At 47.4% G+C, this 20,896-nt stretch carries 24 protein-coding genes; all 24 read left to right on the forward strand.

Annotated features, from left to right (window positions below; translation table 11 throughout):
• Positions 1–43: 43 nt before the first annotated feature.
• Positions 44–577: a hypothetical protein gene (locus MMG82_RS01525; protein WP_241406336.1), complete on the forward strand. Its 534-nt coding sequence runs from the start codon at positions 44–46 to the stop codon at positions 575–577.
• 45 nt (positions 578–622) lie between these two features.
• Complete coding sequence (locus tag MMG82_RS01530) at positions 623–1,252, forward strand: hypothetical protein (protein ID WP_241406337.1); 630 nt, start codon at positions 623–625, stop codon at positions 1,250–1,252.
• A 151-nt stretch (positions 1,253–1,403) separates the two neighbouring features.
• The gene (locus MMG82_RS01535) at positions 1,404–1,991 is read left to right on the forward strand and encodes a DUF2829 domain-containing protein (RefSeq protein WP_241406338.1); all 588 of its coding nucleotides are present in this window, start codon (positions 1,404–1,406) and stop codon (positions 1,989–1,991) included.
• Between the two features lie 2 nt (positions 1,992–1,993).
• Entirely contained in the window at positions 1,994–2,485 is a 492-nt protein-coding gene (locus MMG82_RS01540; RefSeq protein WP_241406339.1) for a lysozyme, read from the forward strand.
• A complete protein-coding gene (locus tag MMG82_RS01545) occupies positions 2,469–2,993 on the forward strand; it encodes a hypothetical protein (RefSeq protein WP_241406340.1) in 525 nt (174 codons plus the stop codon). The genes MMG82_RS01540 and MMG82_RS01545 overlap by 17 nt, the downstream gene beginning before the upstream one ends.
• A gap of 83 nt (positions 2,994–3,076) precedes the next feature.
• Positions 3,077–3,343 (forward strand): HP1 family phage holin, encoded by a 267-nt coding sequence (locus MMG82_RS01550; protein WP_241406341.1) that lies wholly within the window; start codon positions 3,077–3,079, stop codon positions 3,341–3,343.
• Positions 3,340–3,903 carry a terminase small subunit gene (locus MMG82_RS01555; RefSeq protein WP_241406342.1) on the forward strand — a complete coding sequence of 188 codons (564 nt, stop codon included), beginning with the start codon at positions 3,340–3,342 and terminating at the stop codon, positions 3,901–3,903. Before MMG82_RS01550 ends, MMG82_RS01555 begins: the two co-directional genes overlap by 4 nt.
• Before the next feature lie 6 nt (positions 3,904–3,909).
• On the forward strand, positions 3,910–5,412 hold the full coding sequence (locus MMG82_RS01560) for a hypothetical protein (protein WP_241406343.1): 1,503 nt from the start codon (positions 3,910–3,912) through the stop codon (positions 5,410–5,412).
• A 12-nt stretch (positions 5,413–5,424) separates the two neighbouring features.
• A complete protein-coding gene (locus tag MMG82_RS01565) occupies positions 5,425–7,647 on the forward strand; it encodes a hypothetical protein (protein WP_241406344.1) in 2,223 nt (740 codons plus the stop codon).
• A complete protein-coding gene (locus tag MMG82_RS01570) occupies positions 7,647–7,847 on the forward strand; it encodes a hypothetical protein (protein WP_241406345.1) in 201 nt (66 codons plus the stop codon). Before MMG82_RS01565 ends, MMG82_RS01570 begins: the two co-directional genes overlap by 1 nt.
• A gap of 74 nt (positions 7,848–7,921) precedes the next feature.
• Positions 7,922–8,839, forward strand: a complete 918-nt coding sequence (locus tag MMG82_RS01575; protein ID WP_241406346.1) for a hypothetical protein — start codon at positions 7,922–7,924, stop codon at positions 8,837–8,839.
• 11 nt (positions 8,840–8,850) lie between these two features.
• Positions 8,851–9,861 (forward strand): N4-gp56 family major capsid protein, encoded by a 1,011-nt coding sequence (locus tag MMG82_RS01580; RefSeq protein ID WP_241406347.1) that lies wholly within the window; start codon positions 8,851–8,853, stop codon positions 9,859–9,861.
• A 67-nt stretch (positions 9,862–9,928) separates the two neighbouring features.
• Positions 9,929–10,414 carry a hypothetical protein gene (locus tag MMG82_RS01585; RefSeq protein WP_241406348.1) on the forward strand — a complete coding sequence of 162 codons (486 nt, stop codon included), beginning with the start codon at positions 9,929–9,931 and terminating at the stop codon, positions 10,412–10,414.
• Positions 10,415–10,426: 12 nt separating this feature from the next.
• A complete protein-coding gene (locus MMG82_RS01590; protein WP_241406349.1) occupies positions 10,427–11,068 on the forward strand; it encodes a hypothetical protein in 642 nt (213 codons plus the stop codon).
• Positions 11,068–12,660 (forward strand): hypothetical protein, encoded by a 1,593-nt coding sequence (locus MMG82_RS01595; protein ID WP_241406350.1) that lies wholly within the window; start codon positions 11,068–11,070, stop codon positions 12,658–12,660. Before MMG82_RS01590 ends, MMG82_RS01595 begins: the two co-directional genes overlap by 1 nt.
• A gap of 41 nt (positions 12,661–12,701) precedes the next feature.
• Positions 12,702–13,349, forward strand: a complete 648-nt coding sequence (locus tag MMG82_RS01600; RefSeq protein WP_241406351.1) for a hypothetical protein — start codon at positions 12,702–12,704, stop codon at positions 13,347–13,349.
• A 10-nt stretch (positions 13,350–13,359) separates the two neighbouring features.
• Positions 13,360–13,809: a hypothetical protein gene (locus MMG82_RS01605; RefSeq protein WP_241406352.1), complete on the forward strand. Its 450-nt coding sequence runs from the start codon at positions 13,360–13,362 to the stop codon at positions 13,807–13,809.
• Positions 13,806–14,759: a hypothetical protein gene (locus MMG82_RS01610; RefSeq protein WP_241406353.1), complete on the forward strand. Its 954-nt coding sequence runs from the start codon at positions 13,806–13,808 to the stop codon at positions 14,757–14,759. The genes MMG82_RS01605 and MMG82_RS01610 overlap by 4 nt, the downstream gene beginning before the upstream one ends.
• Positions 14,760–14,767: 8 nt before the next feature.
• Positions 14,768–16,126: a hypothetical protein gene (locus MMG82_RS01615; RefSeq protein ID WP_241406354.1), complete on the forward strand. Its 1,359-nt coding sequence runs from the start codon at positions 14,768–14,770 to the stop codon at positions 16,124–16,126.
• 154 nt (positions 16,127–16,280) lie between these two features.
• Entirely contained in the window at positions 16,281–17,939 is a 1,659-nt protein-coding gene (locus tag MMG82_RS01620; protein ID WP_241406356.1) for a hypothetical protein, read from the forward strand.
• Positions 17,940–17,941: 2 nt separating this feature from the next.
• Entirely contained in the window at positions 17,942–18,388 is a 447-nt protein-coding gene (locus tag MMG82_RS01625) for a hypothetical protein (RefSeq protein ID WP_241406358.1), read from the forward strand.
• A gap of 36 nt (positions 18,389–18,424) precedes the next feature.
• The gene (locus tag MMG82_RS01630) at positions 18,425–19,426 is read left to right on the forward strand and encodes a hypothetical protein (RefSeq protein WP_241406359.1); all 1,002 of its coding nucleotides are present in this window, start codon (positions 18,425–18,427) and stop codon (positions 19,424–19,426) included.
• Between the two features lie 2 nt (positions 19,427–19,428).
• Entirely contained in the window at positions 19,429–19,962 is a 534-nt protein-coding gene (locus MMG82_RS01635; protein ID WP_241406360.1) for a hypothetical protein, read from the forward strand.
• On the forward strand, positions 19,962–20,849 hold the full coding sequence (locus MMG82_RS01640) for a hypothetical protein (protein ID WP_241406365.1): 888 nt from the start codon (positions 19,962–19,964) through the stop codon (positions 20,847–20,849). The genes MMG82_RS01635 and MMG82_RS01640 overlap by 1 nt, the downstream gene beginning before the upstream one ends.
• The last annotated feature ends 47 nt before the right edge of the window (positions 20,850–20,896 follow it).

Consider the following 20,896-nt stretch of genomic DNA (forward strand, 5'->3'; position numbering starts at 1 on the left):
AACAACCCTAGCTCACTTAACTGATAAATTTTACAGGTGATTTATGAACGATAAAGAATGGGAAGAACTGCTAAAGGCTCGCTTCGAAGAAATAATTCTAGCAATAAAAACTTTAAATCTAACAGGTGAACAATCATTAAATGACTGCGAAGAAGCTGTAAAAGGCGTTATCGGCATTAGACTAGATGACTCTGGATACTGTATGCGAGATGTCTCAGCATCACTATACTGGCGAAAAGATGGAACGATGACACTCGATGAAGCCGTAACTCATTTGAACAATCTTCCGCTTGGGCTCAAAATTGCCAACTTACAACGGGCCGAAGTGCTTGAAGATGATCCGCAGCTTGTTGAGGCGGTAGAGTTACAGGAAGAAGCTGAGAAGTCACTTGAGCAGCTTTGCGACGAGTATGAAGATGGCCTTGTTGAAGGTAAACATTCACCGGAGGCCGTGGCTTACATCATGGCTCTTGAGGACTTAGTAAGCGAAATGCAGGGTAAGTCGTTCGCGGATAGTTCAAGGATAGGACAACTGGAAGCGGAGAATGCGGAGCTTAAAGCAAGAGTATTATGCTAATTTTCTGATATTATGGAGCTATTCTGAAAAGGAGTTCTTTTACCTATGCAAAAGTTTGTTCAAACCTCAATTTTTTACCTCTTAGTTTCTGTGCTGATCATGATGGCAGGCATTATCTTTGGCTATGTTTGGTCTAGCGATGTTGAAAAATTTGCTTGCAAATTGTTCCATTGGGAGCTGTTTAGCGCTTCAACTATTGGCACAGTATTCACTGTGTTGACATACTTTTTAGCTCTTAAGGCTTACAAACAATGGAAGCATCAGTTTTTAATAAATAAACAACATAGGCTTATTGAGCTATCCAATGGGCTGTGTGAACTATGTGAATTACTGTCTGAATACAACAAAAAATTAGCAAGTTACGTGAATTTTGATAATGATTGCTACGAAAGCACTAGGTTAGAATTTATTCATTCTGCAGTAAAGTATGAAGCAAAAATAATGAACTTAAAAGTTTATGATTATTTGTTGCACAATAAGTTAACTAGTGATTTTTCACTTTCTAAACTTACAATGGATATGATGGATAAAGCTGAAATAGAAAAAATAAAAAATAATAAAGATCAGGTTGATATGATAAAAAAAACAATACTTGGCATGATGGAAAACATAAACTTCGTTTTAAATTCAATAAATAAAGAGTTGAAAAATACGATCAGCAAATTTCCTTCTTGACATAGAATCCAAATCACATAGTATTTAGCTATCGTGCCATTAAAGCACCTGTACGAATCTAACTAAAGCCATCCTTCGGGGTGGTTTTTGCGTTTATAGGCCTCAGCATTCGCTGGGGCTTTTTAGTTTCTGGACTCCGAGGACTCCGATAATGAATGAGACAGCAGTTGATTTGAGAGCTTGCATAAATAACAAGGCAATGAGCCATGTTGCAATGCCTCGCTATGGTTGTCACAAGGAAGTTCACGCAATGCCGCTGACACGTGGCGAATATAACGATGTTCGTGGCTGGACTATTCCAGAAAATGAGAACCCAGCCGACGAAGGTTACTTGGTGGTTTATAACCTTGGCACTGCCGACGAATACGTTAGCTGGTCGCCAAAGCATATCTTTAATGATGGATATCACCCGCTTGATACTTTTGGCGTTTCTGGTCACACACCTCTTAAAACAGAAAACCTTACATTTGGCGAAGCACTTGAGCTGATGAAAAAAGGCTATCGAGTTGCGCGTGAAGGCTGGAATGGTGCTGGGATGTTTGCGTTCTACGCGCCTGAAAGCAAAGTTATTCCGTGCCCATATGAACAAGTAAAGCGTGAGTTTGATTCATCGTTCACACCATTTCGTGCGTGTTTGATATTGAAAACAGCGCAACAAGATTTGGCTTATTGGGCACCATCAACATCTGATTGTTTAGCCAGCGACTGGGTTTGGCTTAACGAGCCTGTGAGTGAGTAATAATGTCAAAAATCCGCGCCTTCCTTCTCGCTGCTGGCTTTTCTGGTGCAGTAGTGACGGGAGGCGTTTTTGTTGCTGAGCATGAGGGATTAGTGCTTGGGACCTATGTTGATCCGGTTGGAATTGTATCGGCATGCTTTGGTCAGACTGGGTCAGAGTTAGCACTAGGGCAACGCTTTAGCGAGCAAGAATGCCTGGCGATGCTTGCCGATGATCTGGAAGTGTTCGACCGCCAGTTAACCAATCTAGTGCGCGTGCCTATTACTGATAGCGAACGTGCTGCTTATCTCAGTTTTATGTACAACGTCGGCGCACAGAATTTCAGTGATTCAACACTGCGTAAAAAGTTGCTGCGTGGCGACCGTGTTGGCGCGTGCAATGAGTTGCCTAAGTGGGTTTATGCCAAGGGCAAGAAATTACAAGGGCTTGTTAACCGCCGTGAAGCAGAACGGCAACTGTGCTTAAAGGAGCTTACCCATGTTTCAAACCATTAAAGACAACTTTGTGATGGTGGTGATTGCCTTACTAACCATTGCGGTGATTGTAAGCGGTGCAATGTGGGCTGTTACGTCTGGTCAGCTATCGACTGCCAATACCAACTTAACCAATGAAATCGCAGCTAAGGCTGTGATTCAAACCGATTTGGACAACGCGACAGAGCAGCTTAAAGCGGCTGAGATTGAAAAGGAACGATTGCGGCTGGATGCTGCGCTCACCGCTAAAACGCTGACAGTGCGCGAGCAGGGACGCAATACCGTTGAAACAGTGTTGATTGATAGCAAGGCCAAAGCCAAGGCCGTGATGGAGAGTTCGACCGATGAAGCAGATAAAGCGTGGACTGTGGCTGCTGTGCCTGATGAGCTTAATCGGTTGCTCGAGCAGCGTTCCTATTGTGCGAACCGTGACAACGACCAAGACAGTCTATGTGTTGCCGGACGAGTCGCTACTGAGCAAGTGCCAGATCCCCATCTATTCGGGCCGCAAAAATCCCGATCTCTATAACTACTCATTGACACTCATTGCGGCGCTAGAACGGTGCAATACCGACTGGCAAGCGCTGCATGACTGGCGAGAGGCAAAGGCTAATGAACAATCTACATCAACCGATTAGTGATATGAGTTCGCAGAAAGTTACGGCTGCTGCAAGCTACGGCGCTTCTATTACTACAGCAGCTGGAGGCGCTTTTACTGTGAACGATTTGGCGCTGTGGGGTGGATTGTTCTTGGCTTTACTGACTTTCATCGTCAACTTAGTTTATAACGCTAGAAAGGATAGACGAGAAGCTGAGCTTACACGGCTTGAGTCAGAGCTAGCTAAAGCACGTTTAGCTAAAGAGTTGAGCGGTAAATGACTAGGGCTCGATTCGATTGGAGTCAGCACAAATACACTGACTTAGAGCGGAAGTTTGTCGCTGAGTATTTGATTGATCATAACAAGGCTCAAGCTGCTGCGCGTGCTGGTTCCCAGTCAAAAGACCCTAAAAAGGTCGGTTGGGAAATGTACCAGCGCCCACACGTTAAGTTAGCGATTGATTGGCATATAGAGCAGCTATTCGACGTTAACAACGTGACAATTGAGCGCATTATCCGTGAAGCCGCAATGGTGGCCTTTGCTGATATGGCACCAATCTATAACGACGACGGTTCATTAAAGCCGTTTGCGGAATGGCCTGAACACTGCCGCCGTGCCGTGGCTGGCGTTGAAACAGACGAGTTATTTGAAGGCGTTGGCGACGACCGTGAGCAAGTGGGATTTACCAAGAAGTTTAAGCAATGGGACAAGATGAAAGCCCTTGAGCTGCTTGGTAAGTACCGCAAAATGTGGACCGACAAAGTTGAAGTTAGCGAACGGCCTAAAGTGGTTGTTCGCCGCTACACCGGAAGAAATAAGGCTAAGGCACAGGAGGAGTAACAGCGTGTGTCAGAGCAAACAACTTATGAATTCCATGTCGCGGCTCAAGGCGATGTTCTTGAGCAGTATATTACAGCTCGCGGCCGTAACACGTTCATCATGGGCCCTATCGGTTCCGGCAAGACTTACGGCAGCGCCATGCGTGTATTTGACCAGATGTGCGAACAAGCGCCCAATTCGTTTGGCGTTCGTAAATCGCGCTTCGTTGCGGTGCGTAACACCTATCCTGATCTCAAGGGTACAACGATTAAGGACTGGTGCGACTTATATCACAACGAGGACTGCCAGCTAGGGAAGTTTAACCAAGACTTCCCGCCGACCCATTACCTAGACTTTGATCTAGAAGATGGCACTCGGGTTAAGGCTGAACTGGTTTTCTTGGCGCTAGACAGGCCAGACGCGGTGCGTAAGCTACGTGGTTTGCAGGTAACAGGGTTTTGGCTTAACGAAGTCAAAGAGTTATCTAAGGCCATTGTCGATATGTGTGACGGTCGCCATGGTCGTTACCCTAGCGCGGCAGAAGGTGGTCCAAGTTGGCACGGCATGATAGGCGACACTAACGCGCCGGATGATGATCACTGGTATTACGGGCTCGCAGAAGAAAGCCACCCAGAAGGGTGGCTTTTTTTACGACAGCCTGGCGGTGTTATCGAGGTCACTGTCGGCAAAGGCGAACATGCGGTTACCAAGTGGATTGCTAATCCAAATGCTGAAAACCTAGCTAACTTGCCAGATGGCTACTACATCAATCAGGTTCAGGGTAAAGCCGACGATTGGATCAGGATTAACCTTGCAAACCAATACGGCACTGTAGCGACAGGGCAACCGATTTATAAAGGTCAGTGGAATGATGTACTCCACGTTAACCATAACAAGCTGCTGCCCATTAAATCGCATGGCGACTTGCTAATGGGTTTCGACTTTGGCCGGACACCAGCGGCCATCATTGGGCAGTTAACGCCACTCGGTAAATTGCGCGTGCTGCGCGAATACGTTAGCGAAAACATGGGCGTGCGCTCGTTTATGGACTTCCTAGTGCCAGAGCTTAAGCGCGAGTTTCCTGCTTACAGTAAGGCCGATATGGTGGCGTTCTGCGACCCAGCAGGCTGGGGCAAGTCAGGCAATGACGAGAACAGCCCGATTGAAATCATCAATATGGAATACGGCATCACCGCTTATGCGACCAGCTCTAACAAGCCGGACAATCGCTGGGAGTCGGTGCGCTTCTTCTTAACTAAAAAAATCGATAACAAGCCTGCATTTGAATTGAGCGCCGACTGTAAAACCCTGCGCAAAGGGTTTAACGGCGGCTATCAGCTGCGCCGCATTCAAGTGGCAGGCGATGCGCGTTACACCAGTGTTGCTGACAAGAATAAATACTCGCATCCACACGATGCGCTGCAATACCTATCCCAAGGTGCGCAGGGCGAAATCGATTATGAAAAGACAGAACAACTTAGACAAACCGCCGCGCAAACCGCTGCGGCTGATTCGTTAACCGGCTATTAGTGAGATAACTCAATGTCAGACGAGCAAATAGGCGCAAAACCTAAAGCCTACAGCCATGATTATGATCCAAATTCTAACTTGGACATTCTGGCGCAAGAGCTTGAGCGCAAACTATCTGACACCATCTATCAGCGCGGCAATATTGATGTGCGCATGGTTGAAGATTTGCGCAACTATCACGGCCAATATGATGAAACCACGCTGAAAGCCATGAAAGACAGTGGCACGGCACAGGTATTTATCAAGCTAACTCGGGCAAAGACCAACGCTGGTGAAGCGCAATTAGTTGATCTGCTATTCCCTAACGACGATAAGAACTGGGGTATTAAACCAACGCCAGTGCCTAAACTTGTCGAAATGCTTGACGATAAAGAAACGCCTTTCGAGCTTAACGGCGAGCAATATCAAGATGAGCAAGGAAACAAGATTTCTAATGCTGATGTGGCCGCGCGCAAGCAGGAAATTATCAACACTGCCTGCGACAAAATGGAAAAGCTGATTAGTGATCAGCTAACCGAAACCCATTATAACGCTAAGTGTCGTGAGGTTATTCACGACGCTTGTGTAGTTGGCACCGGTATTATCAAAGGCCCAGTGGTGCTCGGTAAAACAGACCGAGCTTATACTAAGGATGCGGATGGCAACTTTATTACTGTGATTGAGCAATCCTTTGAGCCAGGTTGCGAAGTCGTGCGGCCTTGGGATTTTTACCCGGATATGTCGGCGTCGACCATTGAAGAAGCTGAGTTCGTATTCGAGCGCCGCTTTATGAGCAAGAAGCAGATCCGCAATTTGGTTAATCGCAAGGGGTTTGATAAAGCGCGCGTAGCTAAAGTGCTGCTAATGACGTCGAGACAAACCCAGCACCGCAGCACATATATGGATGATGTGCGCATTCTTGCTGGGCTTAGTGATTCTCTCAACGATACACGCTATGAAACGTGGGAGTACCACGGTCCTGTATCGCGCCAAGTGCTAGAAGAACTCGAGATTCTAAAACCTGTTGAGGCAGGTAAAGAGTCTGAGGCGCAAGACGAATATGATGCAGTAGTGTTTTACTGCGGTGGCGTCGTGCTCGGGGCCAAACTTGCACTAATGGATTACAGCCAAGATATGCCTTATCGTGTTTATAACTGGGAGTTAGACGATTCCAGCATTTTTGGTTATGGCATCCCTCGCATGGTGCGCGACGAACAGGCGATCATTAATACCACTTGGCGCATGATTCTCGATAATGGCGCGATTACCTCCGGACCACAAATCGGGGTAAACAAAAAGAAAGTAACACCTCAAGATAACAGCTGGGACCTTAAACCGCGCAAGTTTTGGGATATTGACGGCTCGATCACCGATATCAAACAAGCATTTAGTACGTTCGAATTTCAATCTCACATTAACGAGCTGAGTCAGATTTATCAAACTGCGCGCATTCTATTTGACGAAGTGTCAGGCGTGCCAATGCTGCAACAAGGCGAGCAGGGCCAGTCGACACAAACCTTAGGCGGTATGTCGATGCTGATGAATGCAGCTAATACCGTGCGACGCAACCAAGTTAAGCAGTGGGATGACTTTATTACCGCGCCGCTTATTAGCGACTTCTATCACTTCAACATGATGCACAGCGATGAAAACGAGATTAAGGGCGACTACCAAGTCGATGCCCGTGGCACATCGGCGTTGCTGATTAAAGAGCAAGTCGGCCAAGCCTTAACTAACTTCCTCAATATCGCAGGCAATAGCCCTATATTCGCGCCAGTGCTGCAACTTAAGTCAGTGCAGATCCTCAAGCAGTGGATTAAAACCCAGTCTCTACCAGATGACATTATCCCGACTGATGACGAGCTTAAGCAGTATCAGCAGCAGATGGAAGAACAACAAGCGAATGGACCGCAAGACCCTGCGATGCAGCTTGAGCAGTTGCGCACACAGCAAGCGCAGATTAAAGCGGATATGGATATGCAGCTTGCACAGTTTAATGCTCAGCAACGCATGCAAGAGAAGCAAGCTGATTTGCAAATGAAACAGCAGCAGATTGCCGCCGATATGCAGCGCCAAGAATCTCAAGAGCGCATTGAGCTGATGAAGTTGGCACAGAACGACAAGATGAACACTGAAAAGTTAGTGGTAGAACTACAGAACGTGCAAAGTCGCGCGCAGCTCGAGTGGGATAAATTCATGTCCGAATTAAAGGTTAAGCAAAACCAAGGTTTAACCGCTAACTATGGGCTTGACTAATGCTGAATGTAAACAGTGAATCATGGGCGGCAGTTAAGCAACGCTTACTGAAAGACCGTCAGGAACTACTCGAGTCGCTAGCCAACGATATGAGCGAAACGGCGACAGCAAGGATGCGCGGCAAAATCGAAATGATTGATGAAATAATCCGCTTATATCCAAACGGCTTAAAGAAACAAGCACAGGCCGCTGACGAATAGCGGCCTTTTTTATACCTGAATTTTAACTAACCCGCTCCGGCGGGTTTTTTTATGACTGCAAAAAGGCACTCACAATGAAAAACCTAGACGGGCAACAAGAACTTAATCCACAACAAACTCAAGGCCAAGGCGTTGACGATGAAGTGGATGCAATCAGCTTATTTAACGAAATCACACAGGACTCTAACGACTCCGGTGATGAGGTTGATGAGCTGGATCAAGAGCAGGATACCGAAGCGAAAGACCAGCAAGACGCAAAAGATACAGATGCCGGCGAAGGCCAAGCGGCAACTGATGATCCTTGGGCCTCTGCGCCGGAACCTTTACGCAACGAATATCTATCGCTCAAACAACAGCACCAGCAGCTAGAAGCTAATCATCGCGCCAATGCTGGCCGTGTCTCTGCGTTGACTAAAAAACTCAATCTAGTGACCGAAGGGCTAAAAGCAAATGAACAAGCTAATGGTGCCAATGCGAACAGCGCAAACGGGTTACCCACTGCCGACGACCTGAAAGGCAAGTCATTTGCCGAGGTCGAGGAAGAATTTCCCGAGATTGCTGCCTTTGTTCGCAATCAGGTTGATGCAGCAAAGAACGCATTTAAGCAGCAGCTCACGCCGTTTGAAGAAATGCGCCAGCAACAAGCCGAGGCACAACAGCAAGCCGAACTGAAAAACCAGTTTGATGCGTTGGCCAGCGTGCATCCCGATTATCAGCAAATCGCAGTTGACCCCAACTTTCACCAGTGGGTGGCATCACAGCCGTCTACGGTGCAGGCCATGGCTCAGAGCACGTTTGCAGATGACAACATCGTGTTGCTCAACCTCTACAAAGGTTCGCGCCCTGCGCCAAGCGCGCCAGCGGCTAAGCCTAAAACCAAACCCGCGTTAGCAGATTACGCCGAAATCCCGCGCAAAGGCGCAGGCAAAGCGGCGGCTGACACTGACGACGTTGATCCAGTGGCTTTATTCAATCAAATCACAAGTAATTAAGGAGCGATACCATGTCTAACGGCTATGGTGATATCGGCGCGCGCGTTGGCGTGTATGCCGAGAAAAAAATGCTTGAGCACGCAGAACCTATCTTAGTGCTTAACAAATTGGGTGATCACAAGCCCATGCCAAAAAACACCGGTGAAGTGATTAAGTTTCGCCGTCCAATCCCATTAGCGGCAGCAACTACACCGCTAACAGAAGGCGTTCGCCCTGCGGCAACAAACTTCCGTTACGCTGATGTGCAAGCCACGCTACAGCAATACGGCTCATGGATGCCAATCACCGACAAAGTTGTTGACTTGCATGAAGACCCTGTGGGCTCAGACATGGCAATGATGGCGGGTGAGCAAGCAGCCGAAACCGTAGAGTTAATCACCTACGGCAAGCTGATTGCGGGTACTAACGTGGTTTACGCTAATGGCTCAGCCCGTAACGCAGTAAACACGCCTTTATCCATCAAGGTGCAGCGTTTAGCGGTTCGCGCTCTGATGGCGCAGCGTGCTAAGCGTATCACCTCGATTTTGGCTGGTAGCCCTAACTATGCTACTAAGCCGATTGAGGCTGCGTTCGTTGCCGTGTGTCATACCGACGTGGTATCAAGCGTGCGTAAAATGCCCGACTTTACTCCTGTAGCCGAGTACGGCAACCGTCAACCCATTTGCGCTGAAGAAGTGGGCTCAGTGGAAGATGTGCGCTATATCGCTTCACCACTGTTTAACCCATGGATCAACGCAGGTGGAGCACATGGCGGAACGGCTGTTACCACTGGCGGTACAAGCGCAGACGTTTATCCAGTGCTGTATATGGGCGCTAAAGCGTTTGGCTGTATCCCATTGAAAGGCAGCAAGGAAGCTGGCGGCGCTATCAAGCCAATGGTGCGCAACCCTGGTACGCCAAGCCACGGCGACGAAATGGGCCAAAACGGTTCGGTCGCATGGAAAACGTGGTACACCGCGCTGATCCTCAACGACGCATGGTTAGTCCGTGGCGAAGTTGCGGCCTCAGTAGACCCAACCTAACCAGTCAGTAAACACACAAAAGCCCTCGCTTAATCGCGGGGGCTTTTTATTTCCGGTGGAGAAAATCATGAAATTTACTAGCAAAGATGGTACTGCAAAACTAATTAAATACGCCGCTGATGAAATGGGTATGGATTTATCAGGCAAGGATCGCGCCGAAGTGATTGCAGAAATGAAGAAGGTTGATCCTTCTTTATTCGATGACACTAAAACAAATGGTGATCAAGACCTTGGCGATGCTAATGATCTAAGCGATACCGACGAGCAAGAAGCCGAAGGCAAAGAGCTTACCGCGGTCACTATCAATATCCACGACAATAGCGGCGAAGATGAAGAAGTCGATAACTTCGTGCAGGTTGGTGTGAATGGCGTGATGTATAAAGTGAAAAAGGGCGAAGATGCGCGCGTACCCGTTGGCGTGTATGACGTACTTAATAACGCTATCGAAAGCCGCTTTAAAAATGTCGTCGATAAAGAAACAAAGATGAAATCTTTGCAAGAAACAAAGGTCAAGCGCTGGCCTTTTAGCGTTATCCAAAAACACTACGACTAATTAGGCGGCGCTATGACTTACTTAGAGCTGTGCGTGCGCGTGCGCGAGGAATCTGGCGTTTCTGGAACTGGTCCAGCGTCAACAATCAATCAGGTAGGCGTGCTGGCAAAAATTATCGGTTGGGTGCGTGATGCTGATCTTGATATTCAGCGCTTTAAAACTGATTGGAAATTCCTGTGGCGCCGCGCGCAATCGGCTCTTGTTGTTGGTCAGCAAAGTTACTCGGCTACCGAATTATCCTTAAGCGACTTAAAGGATATAAACCGATTTTGGGTGAATGATACACCTGTGCGGGTTGTAGATTGGGATGAATGGGTAGACCGATACGAACCACAAGGAACGGGGCAGGGAATGCCGCAAGTGGTCACCATTGCACCTGATCTCAGCTTTATGTTTTACCCTGTGCCGGATAGCAACTACAGCACGCGAACAGACTATTTTAAGATGCCTGTGGCACTCACGGCTGATAGCGATGTATCGGCTATCCCTGCTGCGTACCATGATTGCATAGTGCAAAAAGCCCTGATTTATTACGGCAAGTTCGAAGAAGATCAGAACTTGATTCAATTAGCATCGCTTGAGTATGAGCAAAAGCTAAGTGAGCTTTGTCGTGATTATTTGCCTAAGATGGGCTTTGCGCGGGGGCCGTACTAATGTCGTTTACTCCTGCTGCGCTATCACTACGTGGCGGCTTAAATCTGGCCGATAGTGATAGCGATATGAAGCCAGGCGAATGCCGCGAGCTGGTTAACTATGAGATTAACACCTCTGGCCGCTATCAGCGCGTGACAGGCTTTGAGCGTTTCGACGGTAGACCATCACCCTCTGCGGTGCGGATTGTCGATTTAGCTGGATTCCCATTTGATACCGACGATGAAGCATTAGCCGCGTTAGATGTTGAAGTTGAAGCGCGCAGAACATTGATTCAAGCTGTGCCTGGCACTGGCCCGATTATTGGCGTGTTTATGTTTGCTGGCATTGTTTATGCGATGCGCAATATCGCCGATGGCACCGCCGCCAAACTTTATCGCGCCACGGTAGCCGGTTGGGTTGAGGTCACAACACCAGTGCTTGCGCCCAATGGACGCTTATTTACGCGGCAAACTAACTTTACTGGCAGCGCTGGCACGCTTGAGATTATCGGCGTTGATGGCAAAAACCCTGCGTTCCGCTTTAATGGCACAACCTTTACCCAAATAACGGGTCCAATCACACCCGATGCGCCAACAGCGCTTGAGGTATTGCCAAGCCAAGTGCTGCTACTGGGTTACCGTGGCGGCTCATTTGTGTTTAGTGCGGTAGGTGACCCAACTAAGTTCAGTGCTGTGGATGGTGGCGGTGAAATCGCAGTGGCCGACGAAATCACCGAAATGCAAGTGCAGGCTGACAACACTTGCGCTATTGGCTGCCGAAATCGACTGTATATGCTGTATGGCAGCAGCAAAGCGGATTTTCAACTAAAAAGCTTAAGCACAAAGGTTGGCATGCGTACAGCAACCGCGCAGAGCTTAAGCGATACGCTATTCCTCGATGACCGTGGCTTAACTATGCTGGCCCGTGTACAGCAATTTGGTGACTTTGCTCAAGCTACCATTAGCCAAAAGGTGCAGCCTCTGCTTGATCAATATGCTGGCCGCGATATGTGCAGCGTGACGATTAAAACCAAAAACCAATATCGGCTGTTCTTCACAGATGGCAGCGCTTTGTTTATCACTTTAGCGCCAGACGGTTCGCCACAATTCACCCAAATTAACTATGGCATACCGATCCGCTGCGCGTTTAGCGGTGAGAACGCTTTTGGTATTGAGTCGGTATTCGTTGGCGCAGAAAACGGCTTTGTGTATCAGCTAGACAAAGGCTTTAGCTTTGACGGGCTTGAGTACGAGAGTTATTTGCTTACTGGCTTTATGCACTTTGGCAGCCCTGAAACGCGCAAGAAATGGCATAAGCTGGTCATTGAGTGCGATAGCGTAACCGAAGTCTTAATGCATGCCATTGCCTATTTTGATTTTATGAGCCCTGACACGCCAGACAGTGAGTTGATTGTCGGTTCTGGCAGCAAGTGGGATTTATCAGAGTGGGATAACGCCACTTGGGGCAGCAGCTCAACCAACTGGGCTGATATGTATATCGCTGGCGTGTCGCGCAATATCGCATTACACCTGAGCAACACATCAAAGCAGTTACCGCCGCACATCATTTCAAACCTATATTTGCACAGCAAACCAGTTAGCCGCAGGCGCTAACAAAGAGCCCGTAGGCGTAAGCCTACTATCAAGGAATCGGTATGACTCAACTCAGCTACTGGCAAGATAATAGCCCGTTTGTGACTGGTACGACTATCCGCGCGCCTGCGATGAATACCAAGCTAGGCGGTATCTCGGCCAGCTTGCAGCAAATCACGGCGCAGATTAATGGCTTTGTGGTGAAGCTGCCGCCTAATTTTGTGGGTAATACAGAAATCCCATTACAGTCATATACCGACACACTGCTGTACATCAACAAGCAAGGCAATCTTGATTTATTGCCAGCAGCGCAGCTAATCCTCAATGCAAGCCATGAATTAACTTTTGTCACCGATTCAACCAATGCGATAAGCGTTGATGGCGATAGCCATAACCAGTTTATTACCTGTAATTATGTGGTCCCTGAAAGCCCAACAGAAGCACAAAGTAAAGTGCTGGTAACAGTAGGGCGCAGCCTAAGGACGGTAAATGGTGATCCGGTTGTGGCAACTGGCAGCATCATCTTTTTAACTGCGGCAACCGATGCAGAATTGTGGTTAGTACCAGATGAAGCGCAAGGGGTGGCGATACTATCAAGCGGAACGCTGCGGGCCTATGGCAAAAACTCGGCGGTGGCATTGATTAGTTTAAGTGAAACTGTGTGGCTAATGGTTGGGGATATTTACCCAGCTGAAATCGTATTGCCGTAAGCGAGCCAGCATGAGCGAACCTATCAAACTCACCCAAGCGCAAGCGTTATTTGCGGTATTAGCAGGCGCATCACAAGCAAGGCGGGAGAGGGTTTATTATCGGGACGGGGTTTTAAAGAGCACGATTTATAGCCCAGTAAAATGCTTTGATGACACAGGTGCAATATCTTATTCTACTGACATTAGCGTAATAAGCGGCATAAATTTATCAGACTTAGATTATGGATTAATAAATTACTCTGTTGCGGTAGAAATGATTGCTAAAACAGATCCAAAAGAAGTTGATTACGGGGTAATAAATTACGATGTTAGCGTTATCCAAAGTGGATTAATTAAAACGTCTATAAATGACGCTGGCAAAGTTAGTTATAACGCTTCGGTAGTTGGTTTTGTAGGTGTAAAAGCAATAGATGCCGATACAGGAAGATGTACTTATTCAGTTGGAGTTATAAAATTATGAGCGGTTTAAACATTGACGCTAAAGCCTATGGCAAATTTAAATTAATTATCACTCATTCTGACGGAAGAAAAGTAGAGTCAGCGGAATTCTCAAATCTATTACTTAACAATGCTTTCAGTAATACTTCAGCTACCGAGTTTACTTATTGCGGAGTTGGGACTGGCACCACTGAACCAACAGTTACAGATACGGCATTAGTCAATAAAATTGGGCCGATATCTAGTAGTGCAAACGGGAGCTCATCAGAAATACCAACAACGTGGAGCGGTTCAGTCGCTACTGTCGGTAGAAAGATGGCTTACTCTTTTGCTTTAGGTGCAGTAGTTGGGAACATATCAGAAATAGCTATTTATAATTCTAATTCTTCATTATCTTCAATACTTGTCCGAACACTAGTAAAAGACACCAATGGAAACCCAACATCTATAACATTAACAGCATCTGATCAATTAAGTGTTGAGTACAGTTTTTTTGTTGAAATAGAGACAAGGCAACCAGCTCAGACCATTAACATAGGTGGAGCTAATTACCAAGCAAGCGTTATTGTTGGATTTCCAGAGTCATACGCATCTAGCAGCACAAAAGAAGCGTCCATAATGCCTACTAGATACCCTTACGCAAATACCACTGCTAATTCATTCTTTTTTAAGGAAGTAATGTCAGTCCCGCCAACTGGCACAGCAGCAAGGCTAGATATTAACTCAGGAAATAGGGTGAATCTAACAGCCAGTTCAACAACAGACAGAAGTGTAGCAGGAGTAATCAAAGAGACTATATCATGTACAATACCAACAGCTACGCAATTACCAAATGGAGCAAGCATAGGTTTTTGCGTAATATATACATCTGCTAACGTGGCTAATATAGCAATCGCATTTAATCCTCCTCTACCAAAAAATAATACAGTTGGATACACAGTATCACTATCATTCTCAATAACCAGAAAATAGGAGTTAATATGATTCCTGATACTGGATGGAGCGATGATAAGCAGTTAAAAGAGTATGCGACTTACGGAATAAGCAAGCCGCATCACACCTCTGAAAATCCATTTGAGCTTGAACTAGGTCCTGAACAATTAAATGCCAGTGGTGGAAATATTAAAGCGGCGTGGTGGTTGTTTGAGTTTACAGGCAGCGAGGTTACTGCAAGTAAACATAACGGAAATATATTTGAGCCTACAACGTCCGTTTTTTTAGCTGATAACATTAAGAGGTTAGCTGCTACATTTGACCAGCTCGGTCGTCCTATGGTGTTTTTTGAAACGCTAGATAATAAGTTAAAGCTATATTGGTTTGATCCGGTATTAGTTCAAAACATTATTACCGAATTTGGTGATGGAAATTACCCTTGCGCTACCTTTGATATTCGTTGGGACACATCGAATCCACGCAGCGATGTTATGCTGTTCTATATGCGCTCAGGCGCTATTTTTTACCGCATGCAGCGTGATCGGTATTCAATAGAATATGCAACACCCATTGTAGCCGATGCAGTATTTATCAAGGAAGCGGACATGGCGGTTGATTACCGCTTGCAACTGCTTTATCGCTACAGAGACAATAGCTACAACCCGAGTGAACCAACGAAGCCAATTGTGCCGCCAACGGATGGGCGATTTGCTTATTTGCTCACTGGCTATCAAAGCGCTATAGAAATTGATCAAGCTGACGCCATTAGCGCAAACAAACCGTTTAGCATTGCGTTTAGGCTTGATAATATCGGCGCTATCAACAGCAAATCTACCTTGTTTAGCTACGGCAATAAGCGGCAAATGGCTAAGGTTTCACTGTGCTTTAGTGGTCCGCAGCGCGATATTATGGAACTGAGTTATTTTGGCTATCTGTTTCAGCGCAAGATTGCCTTTGGCTTACAAGATGGTGACTGGCTTATTGAGTTTTACCGGTTATCAGGCACTGGGCCAAATGATTCAATGAGGTTAAGCTGCAAGCCAAAAGGTAGCGGTACTTATCAGATTTACCATATTGATGGCGCTATAAATCCAACGAACTCAACCAAAGGCGAACTGCTGCGCATAGGTAGTCGACCAAGTTACGGTGAGCGTGTTTACAATGTGCCTGGCGATACTGGTTCAGGTTTTGTGCCTGATAGTGAATACGCATTTGGACTACGTGGCGTGATTAGCAATATTGAACTGCACACTGCCATTGCTGGCTCACCAGTGATAAAACTGCCCATGGTTAAAGCGCAGGGTGAATCGCAGCTATTACTCGATGCTGCTGGCGTTCCGCTGGCATTACCAAACGCGCTAATCAACGATTACAAAGAGGCTAACTGGACTTTTGTAAAAAACTAATGCGCATAAACTAACCGATTGCATTAGTGCTAAATTCACGTATGATTTTTATATCGTGCCATTAAGCACGCCTTTCTTGCTCAATCCTGCTTATATCTCACTTAACTGATAATTTTTAACGATTTTTAAATCTCACGCCTGAGGTTCATTTGCTATGCAACAAATTAAGCCAGTGCAGACTATTCAGCCTGTAGGCCAACTGCCTGCGCCTGAAAAACCAACAGATAAAGCGATTTATCCTATTAATCAAACGCCGCCAGTCAATAAAACGCTTCCATATGAGGGGCAAAATGCGACTATGACTGGCAATATCGACCGAGCTGGATTTGGTTTTGATGTTAGCACCGCAAGCGGCAGCGGCTTAATGGGTAAAGCGCAGCAAATGGCAACCACTCAAAGCGCACCTAATCCTGTGCCGCCAAAGCCAGGCACTCAACCAACTGGAGGGCGCGAAAACTCCGCAACGACACCGGCCAATCCTACAGGGTCACAGCCGATTGACAATAGTCAGTATCAAGTGCCTACGCCTGCACCTGTTAAAAACACCTTTACACCTGCGCAGTATCAGTCTGTAACTGGTGACGCTTTAGCTAATGCGCCTAAGGCGAATGTAAAAGACAACACTTTTACACCTAATGAGTATCAGAATGTTGGCACTAATGGCGTGACAAGCGATAAACAGTATCAATATGACCCAAGCAAAGATTCGTTAGTACAAAATCAAATTACCGGCTTACTTGACCCTAATAGCGCATTAATGCGCAAAGCCATCGCCAACGCTCAAGGCTACAACGCCGCTCGTGGCTTGCAATCAAGCTCGATCGGTAATGAGGTGGCTTTATCTTCGATGATTGATAAGGCGCTACCGATTGCCCAGCAAGACGCACAAACCTACAACCAAGCCCAGTCTCAAGGTTGGCAAAATCAATTTACTTCTGACCAAACTAACATCAAAAACCAACAAGACGCGGCGATGGCAGATAAACAAGGTGCCATCAATAACCAACTGCAAAATAACCAAATGGGCTGGCAGACGAGCGAGAAAAACGCCGATCGTCAATTCCAAGCTGAGCTTGAAGATTTGAAGTATAAACAGTCGCTTGGCACGCTCGACGCCCAAGGACAACAGCGCTTGCAAGAACTGAATGCCCAACAATCTTGGCAGACTAATGAAAACAACGTAAACCGTGAATTCCAAACGCAGCTTGAAGATTTAAAGTATAAGCAGCAGCTCGGAACGCTGGATAAACAACAGTCATTGCAATTAGCGCAAATGGAGCGCAGTGCGCAAATTCAAACCGACCGTGATGCGATTTTACAAAAGTATCAAGTGCAACTTAACGAGTTACAAAACGATCAGCGCTGGAAAGAGCTTAACGCTCAAATCCAAGCCAACTTTGAAACCCAAACGCGCGGCTTTGACCAGCAAACCAAGATGGAATATGGCAATGCCCAAAGCACGGCGGTAAACGCTGCGATGCAGGCCATCGGTATGGCTATGTCGAACCCGAATATGACCGCTGCGCAACAACAAGCAGCAATAGCCAACATCGTTAGCACACTGCAAAGCCAAGCCAATATGTTGTCAGTCATCTATGGTGCGTCAGCGACTACGCCACCGCCATTAGTCACGCCACCGCCAGCAACGGGTAATACAGGCTCAACCGGAGGAACTGGCTCAACGGGTGGGGGTGGCGGTACTGGTGGAGGTACTGGCACTGTTGTTAACCAGCAAGCTAAAACGGGTACTTATCCCGGAGCGGGTTATATCGGCGGCGATGTAGGCGGTGTTAAACAGCAGCAGGTGAGGTAATCATGATCCGCACCGCAACCCATGCCGACCTTAAGCGCATTTTGGAGATCGGCAGGCAAACCCTTGCCAAAGCGCCTAGTTACCCCGTTGAAATGGACGACACAAAAGCCAGCTATATGGTGCGACGTTGCATTAGCGACAAAGGCATGGAGGCTTTTGTTGCAGTAGTCGATGGCGATGTAGTTGGCTTTTTGCTGGCAATGCAAGAAGAACACTGGTTTAGCAAGGACTGCTACGCCACAGACCTAACTTTTTGCGTACTGCCAGAACATGCAGATCAAGCCGTTTGGTTACTGCGCCGTTTTATCCGCTGGGCCAAATCATTCCCTAAAGTAAAAAGCATTTTGCTCGGCGTCAGCTCAGGGCTCGACGCTGACGGACGTATAGGTCGGCTATACGAAAAGCATAACTTCACCTTGGTCGGTGGTTTTTATAACCGCCTGCTTTAATCGCAAAGTTAATCAAATTATTTGACAGGAGGCAGTATGAGCGCTGTCGGAAAAGCATTTAAGAAGTTGCGTAATTTTGCGCATAAAATCACGGGAACCTTAGATCCTGTTTTCAAATGGGTTCACAAGAAAACCGCTAAGATCCGCGAAAAGATTGAATCAAGCCCAATCTTTAAGGTCGTGGCCGCAGCCGTGCTTATTTACTTTGGAGGTGCGGCCCTGATTGGGGCCATGAGCGCAGGTGGAACGGCAGCAGGCGGGATTGCGTCTGCTTGGGGTGGGGTAACTGGCGCAGCATCCTCTATTGCGGCGGGTAACTTTGCCGCAGCTGGTAGCGCAATTGCAGGCGGTTGGACTGGGGCAGCAGGTGCAGCAGCGGGAGCTACGGCAGCAGGCGCAGCCAGTAGCGCAGCAACCGCAGCAGGAACAGGGGCAACAACTGCGACTGGCGTTGGAACAACGGTAGGATCCGGTATTACCACTGGCGCGGGTTCAGCGTCGCAAATTGGCGCCGGAGTGTGGGGCACTGGTGCAGGCGCTACAACAGGAGCAGGTACTGCTGTTGGTTCTGGGCTAACTGCATCAACTACAGGAATGACAGCAGCAGAGTTAACGGCCGCAGCTAATGCAGCCGCCAGTACGTCAGCAGGTATTGGTTCTGGTGTAGGTGGGGCACTTACAGCTAGTGAAGCTTTAGCACCTGGCATGATCGGCTCTGGTTTTACTGGAGGAGCTGGCGCAGCAGGTGGTGGACTCCTTAGTACAGCAGGTGGCGGACTAATGGCCGCAGCAGGAATCCAAGCCGGAACGCAGCTTATCGGCGGTGCTATGCAGGGCCGCGCAGCAGAAAAAGAAGCCGAAGAAGCACGCAAGCGTATGACTTACTGGGGTGTTGATGGCGCGGGTAATCAAACCGATTTAAATATTGGCGGTTTGCTTGGCAAGGTTAACTTATCCCCTATGGCGAATATCGCTCCGGCAGGTATTAAACCTTGGCAACCGTCAACTCTCGACGATTTAACTAACACGGTGGGCTAACCATGGCTATGCAACCACAACCAATGAATGCGCCTGATGACGGTGAAGATTTAACGCCTCAGGAAGAAAAACAGTTAGCTGATGCTATGAAGGTCGCCCAAGTGATTATTCATGGCGAGGGGCAAACGGGTGACCAAATTGCCGCCATGATCAAGGACTCAGAGGATATTGCCAAGGGCATTGGTAATGCGGTGGCAACGGTATTGATTGCTGTTAGTAAGCAAATGGAATTTAGCGACGACATTAAACTGATTTTTGCCATGGAAATCTTTATGGAGCTTTCTGCGCTTGCAGTTGACGCTGGCGCACTGGCAGAGGATGAAATCAATGATCAGTTTATTGATACCGCGATAAGCCAAGCTTATAGCTCTTATATTTCTACTAAAGAAGCGATGGGCGAGCTTGATGTAAATGAGCTAAAGCAGTCGGTTGAAGACGCAACCAAAGAAGGCCAAGCGCTGGGTATTGTACCAAAGCAAGGCGCACAGCCAGCGCCTAAAGGCTTAATGCAGCGTGCCGCGCAAGGGGGTATGTAATGTCGCTATTAGCCGGATTAGGTCAAGGATTAATGGGCGCAGGCCAAGCTGTTGGGCAAGGGCTTTATGCCTACGCTATGGCAATGCGTGAGGATGAACGAGAACGGATGCGACAAGCGAGTATTGAAAAGCGTTGGGCAGTAGAAGATGCGCGCATTGCTAAACAAGATGCACGTTATGAACAACAGCAAGCCAAGGAAGAACAGCGCTATACCGAGCGCAGTGCTAAGGAAGATGCCCGTTATCAAGACTCGGTGAAATTCCGTGAGCAAGATGCCAACCGCGCCAATGCGCGTGAAGGTCGGCAGGACGAAAAACAATCGGCAATGATGTTAGGCCAAGCACTTGAACGCCTAGATTCAATTAAGAGCGCTAAGGCAAAGGAAGTTGCCGATATGTTTACCGATCCAATGACAAAACAGGTCACCGATCCTGAGGCGTATCGCGCTGCCATGTCTGAATTACAGCAAAGCTATATTGAAGATGCAGGTAAAATTGTTCAGCGTTCAGGCTTAAGCAGTGATCAAATCAATAAGTATGGATTCAGTATGTTTTTGCCTGATTCTGCGCCAGCGACAGAACCAGCAGTAACTAACTCAGTAGAGCCGCAAGCATCTGGCGCTTCCATTCCATCTAGCTTTGATATTGGCGGTTGGGCTAAAGGTGTACGCCAGCCTCAAACGCAAGTATCTGGTAACGCGATGCCTAAGCCTGGTGAAACAAAGCGTGAAATGGCCGTGGACTTTTTACTTAACGACCGTGGCGAAGTGACGCGCAAGCCCGGGTTATTATCGCCTGATGCCATATCACAGCAAAATGAATACCTAAAACGATTGCGTGAAAGCGGCGTGCAATCTGCTTATGGCGCCTCAATGATGCCACGCTAAACAATCAGCAAAATGTTATTAACCCGTCCATGTGACGGGTTTTCTTT

The organism is Shewanella sp. MM_2022_3, assembly GCF_022557375.1.
GTDB classification, from domain to species: domain Bacteria; phylum Pseudomonadota; class Gammaproteobacteria; order Enterobacterales; family Shewanellaceae; genus Shewanella; species Shewanella xiamenensis.

Bases quoted from the DNA above. Each gene is read 5' to 3' on its own strand.
- MMG82_RS01590 (WP_241406349.1), top strand. From the start codon at position 10,427: ATGACTTACTTAGAGCTGTGCGTGCGCGTGCGCGAGGAATCTGGCGTT.
- MMG82_RS01580 (WP_241406347.1), top strand. From the start codon at position 8,851: ATGTCTAACGGCTATGGTGATATCGGCGCGCGCGTTGGCGTGTATGCC.
- MMG82_RS01600 (WP_241406351.1), top strand. From the start codon at position 12,702: ATGACTCAACTCAGCTACTGGCAAGATAATAGCCCGTTTGTGACTGGT.
- MMG82_RS01575 (WP_241406346.1), top strand. From the start codon at position 7,922: ATGAAAAACCTAGACGGGCAACAAGAACTTAATCCACAACAAACTCAA.
- MMG82_RS01625 (WP_241406358.1), top strand. From the start codon at position 17,942: ATGATCCGCACCGCAACCCATGCCGACCTTAAGCGCATTTTGGAGATC.
- MMG82_RS01610 (WP_241406353.1), top strand. From the start codon at position 13,806: ATGAGCGGTTTAAACATTGACGCTAAAGCCTATGGCAAATTTAAATTA.
- MMG82_RS01640 (WP_241406365.1), top strand. From the start codon at position 19,962: ATGTCGCTATTAGCCGGATTAGGTCAAGGATTAATGGGCGCAGGCCAA.
- MMG82_RS01585 (WP_241406348.1), top strand. From the start codon at position 9,929: ATGAAATTTACTAGCAAAGATGGTACTGCAAAACTAATTAAATACGCC.
- MMG82_RS01550 (WP_241406341.1), top strand. From the start codon at position 3,077: ATGAACAATCTACATCAACCGATTAGTGATATGAGTTCGCAGAAAGTT.
- MMG82_RS01595 (WP_241406350.1), top strand. From the start codon at position 11,068: ATGTCGTTTACTCCTGCTGCGCTATCACTACGTGGCGGCTTAAATCTG.
- MMG82_RS01565 (WP_241406344.1), top strand. From the start codon at position 5,425: ATGTCAGACGAGCAAATAGGCGCAAAACCTAAAGCCTACAGCCATGAT.
- MMG82_RS01605 (WP_241406352.1), top strand. From the start codon at position 13,360: ATGAGCGAACCTATCAAACTCACCCAAGCGCAAGCGTTATTTGCGGTA.
- MMG82_RS01620 (WP_241406356.1), top strand. From the start codon at position 16,281: ATGCAACAAATTAAGCCAGTGCAGACTATTCAGCCTGTAGGCCAACTG.
- MMG82_RS01630 (WP_241406359.1), top strand. From the start codon at position 18,425: ATGAGCGCTGTCGGAAAAGCATTTAAGAAGTTGCGTAATTTTGCGCAT.
- MMG82_RS01635 (WP_241406360.1), top strand. From the start codon at position 19,429: ATGGCTATGCAACCACAACCAATGAATGCGCCTGATGACGGTGAAGAT.
- MMG82_RS01540 (WP_241406339.1), top strand. From the start codon at position 1,994: ATGTCAAAAATCCGCGCCTTCCTTCTCGCTGCTGGCTTTTCTGGTGCA.
- MMG82_RS01545 (WP_241406340.1), top strand. From the start codon at position 2,469: ATGTTTCAAACCATTAAAGACAACTTTGTGATGGTGGTGATTGCCTTA.
- MMG82_RS01555 (WP_241406342.1), top strand. From the start codon at position 3,340: ATGACTAGGGCTCGATTCGATTGGAGTCAGCACAAATACACTGACTTA.
- MMG82_RS01525 (WP_241406336.1), top strand. From the start codon at position 44: ATGAACGATAAAGAATGGGAAGAACTGCTAAAGGCTCGCTTCGAAGAA.
- MMG82_RS01535 (WP_241406338.1), top strand. From the start codon at position 1,404: ATGAATGAGACAGCAGTTGATTTGAGAGCTTGCATAAATAACAAGGCA.
- MMG82_RS01615 (WP_241406354.1), top strand. From the start codon at position 14,768: ATGATTCCTGATACTGGATGGAGCGATGATAAGCAGTTAAAAGAGTAT.
- MMG82_RS01530 (WP_241406337.1), top strand. From the start codon at position 623: ATGCAAAAGTTTGTTCAAACCTCAATTTTTTACCTCTTAGTTTCTGTG.
- MMG82_RS01570 (WP_241406345.1), top strand. From the start codon at position 7,647: ATGCTGAATGTAAACAGTGAATCATGGGCGGCAGTTAAGCAACGCTTA.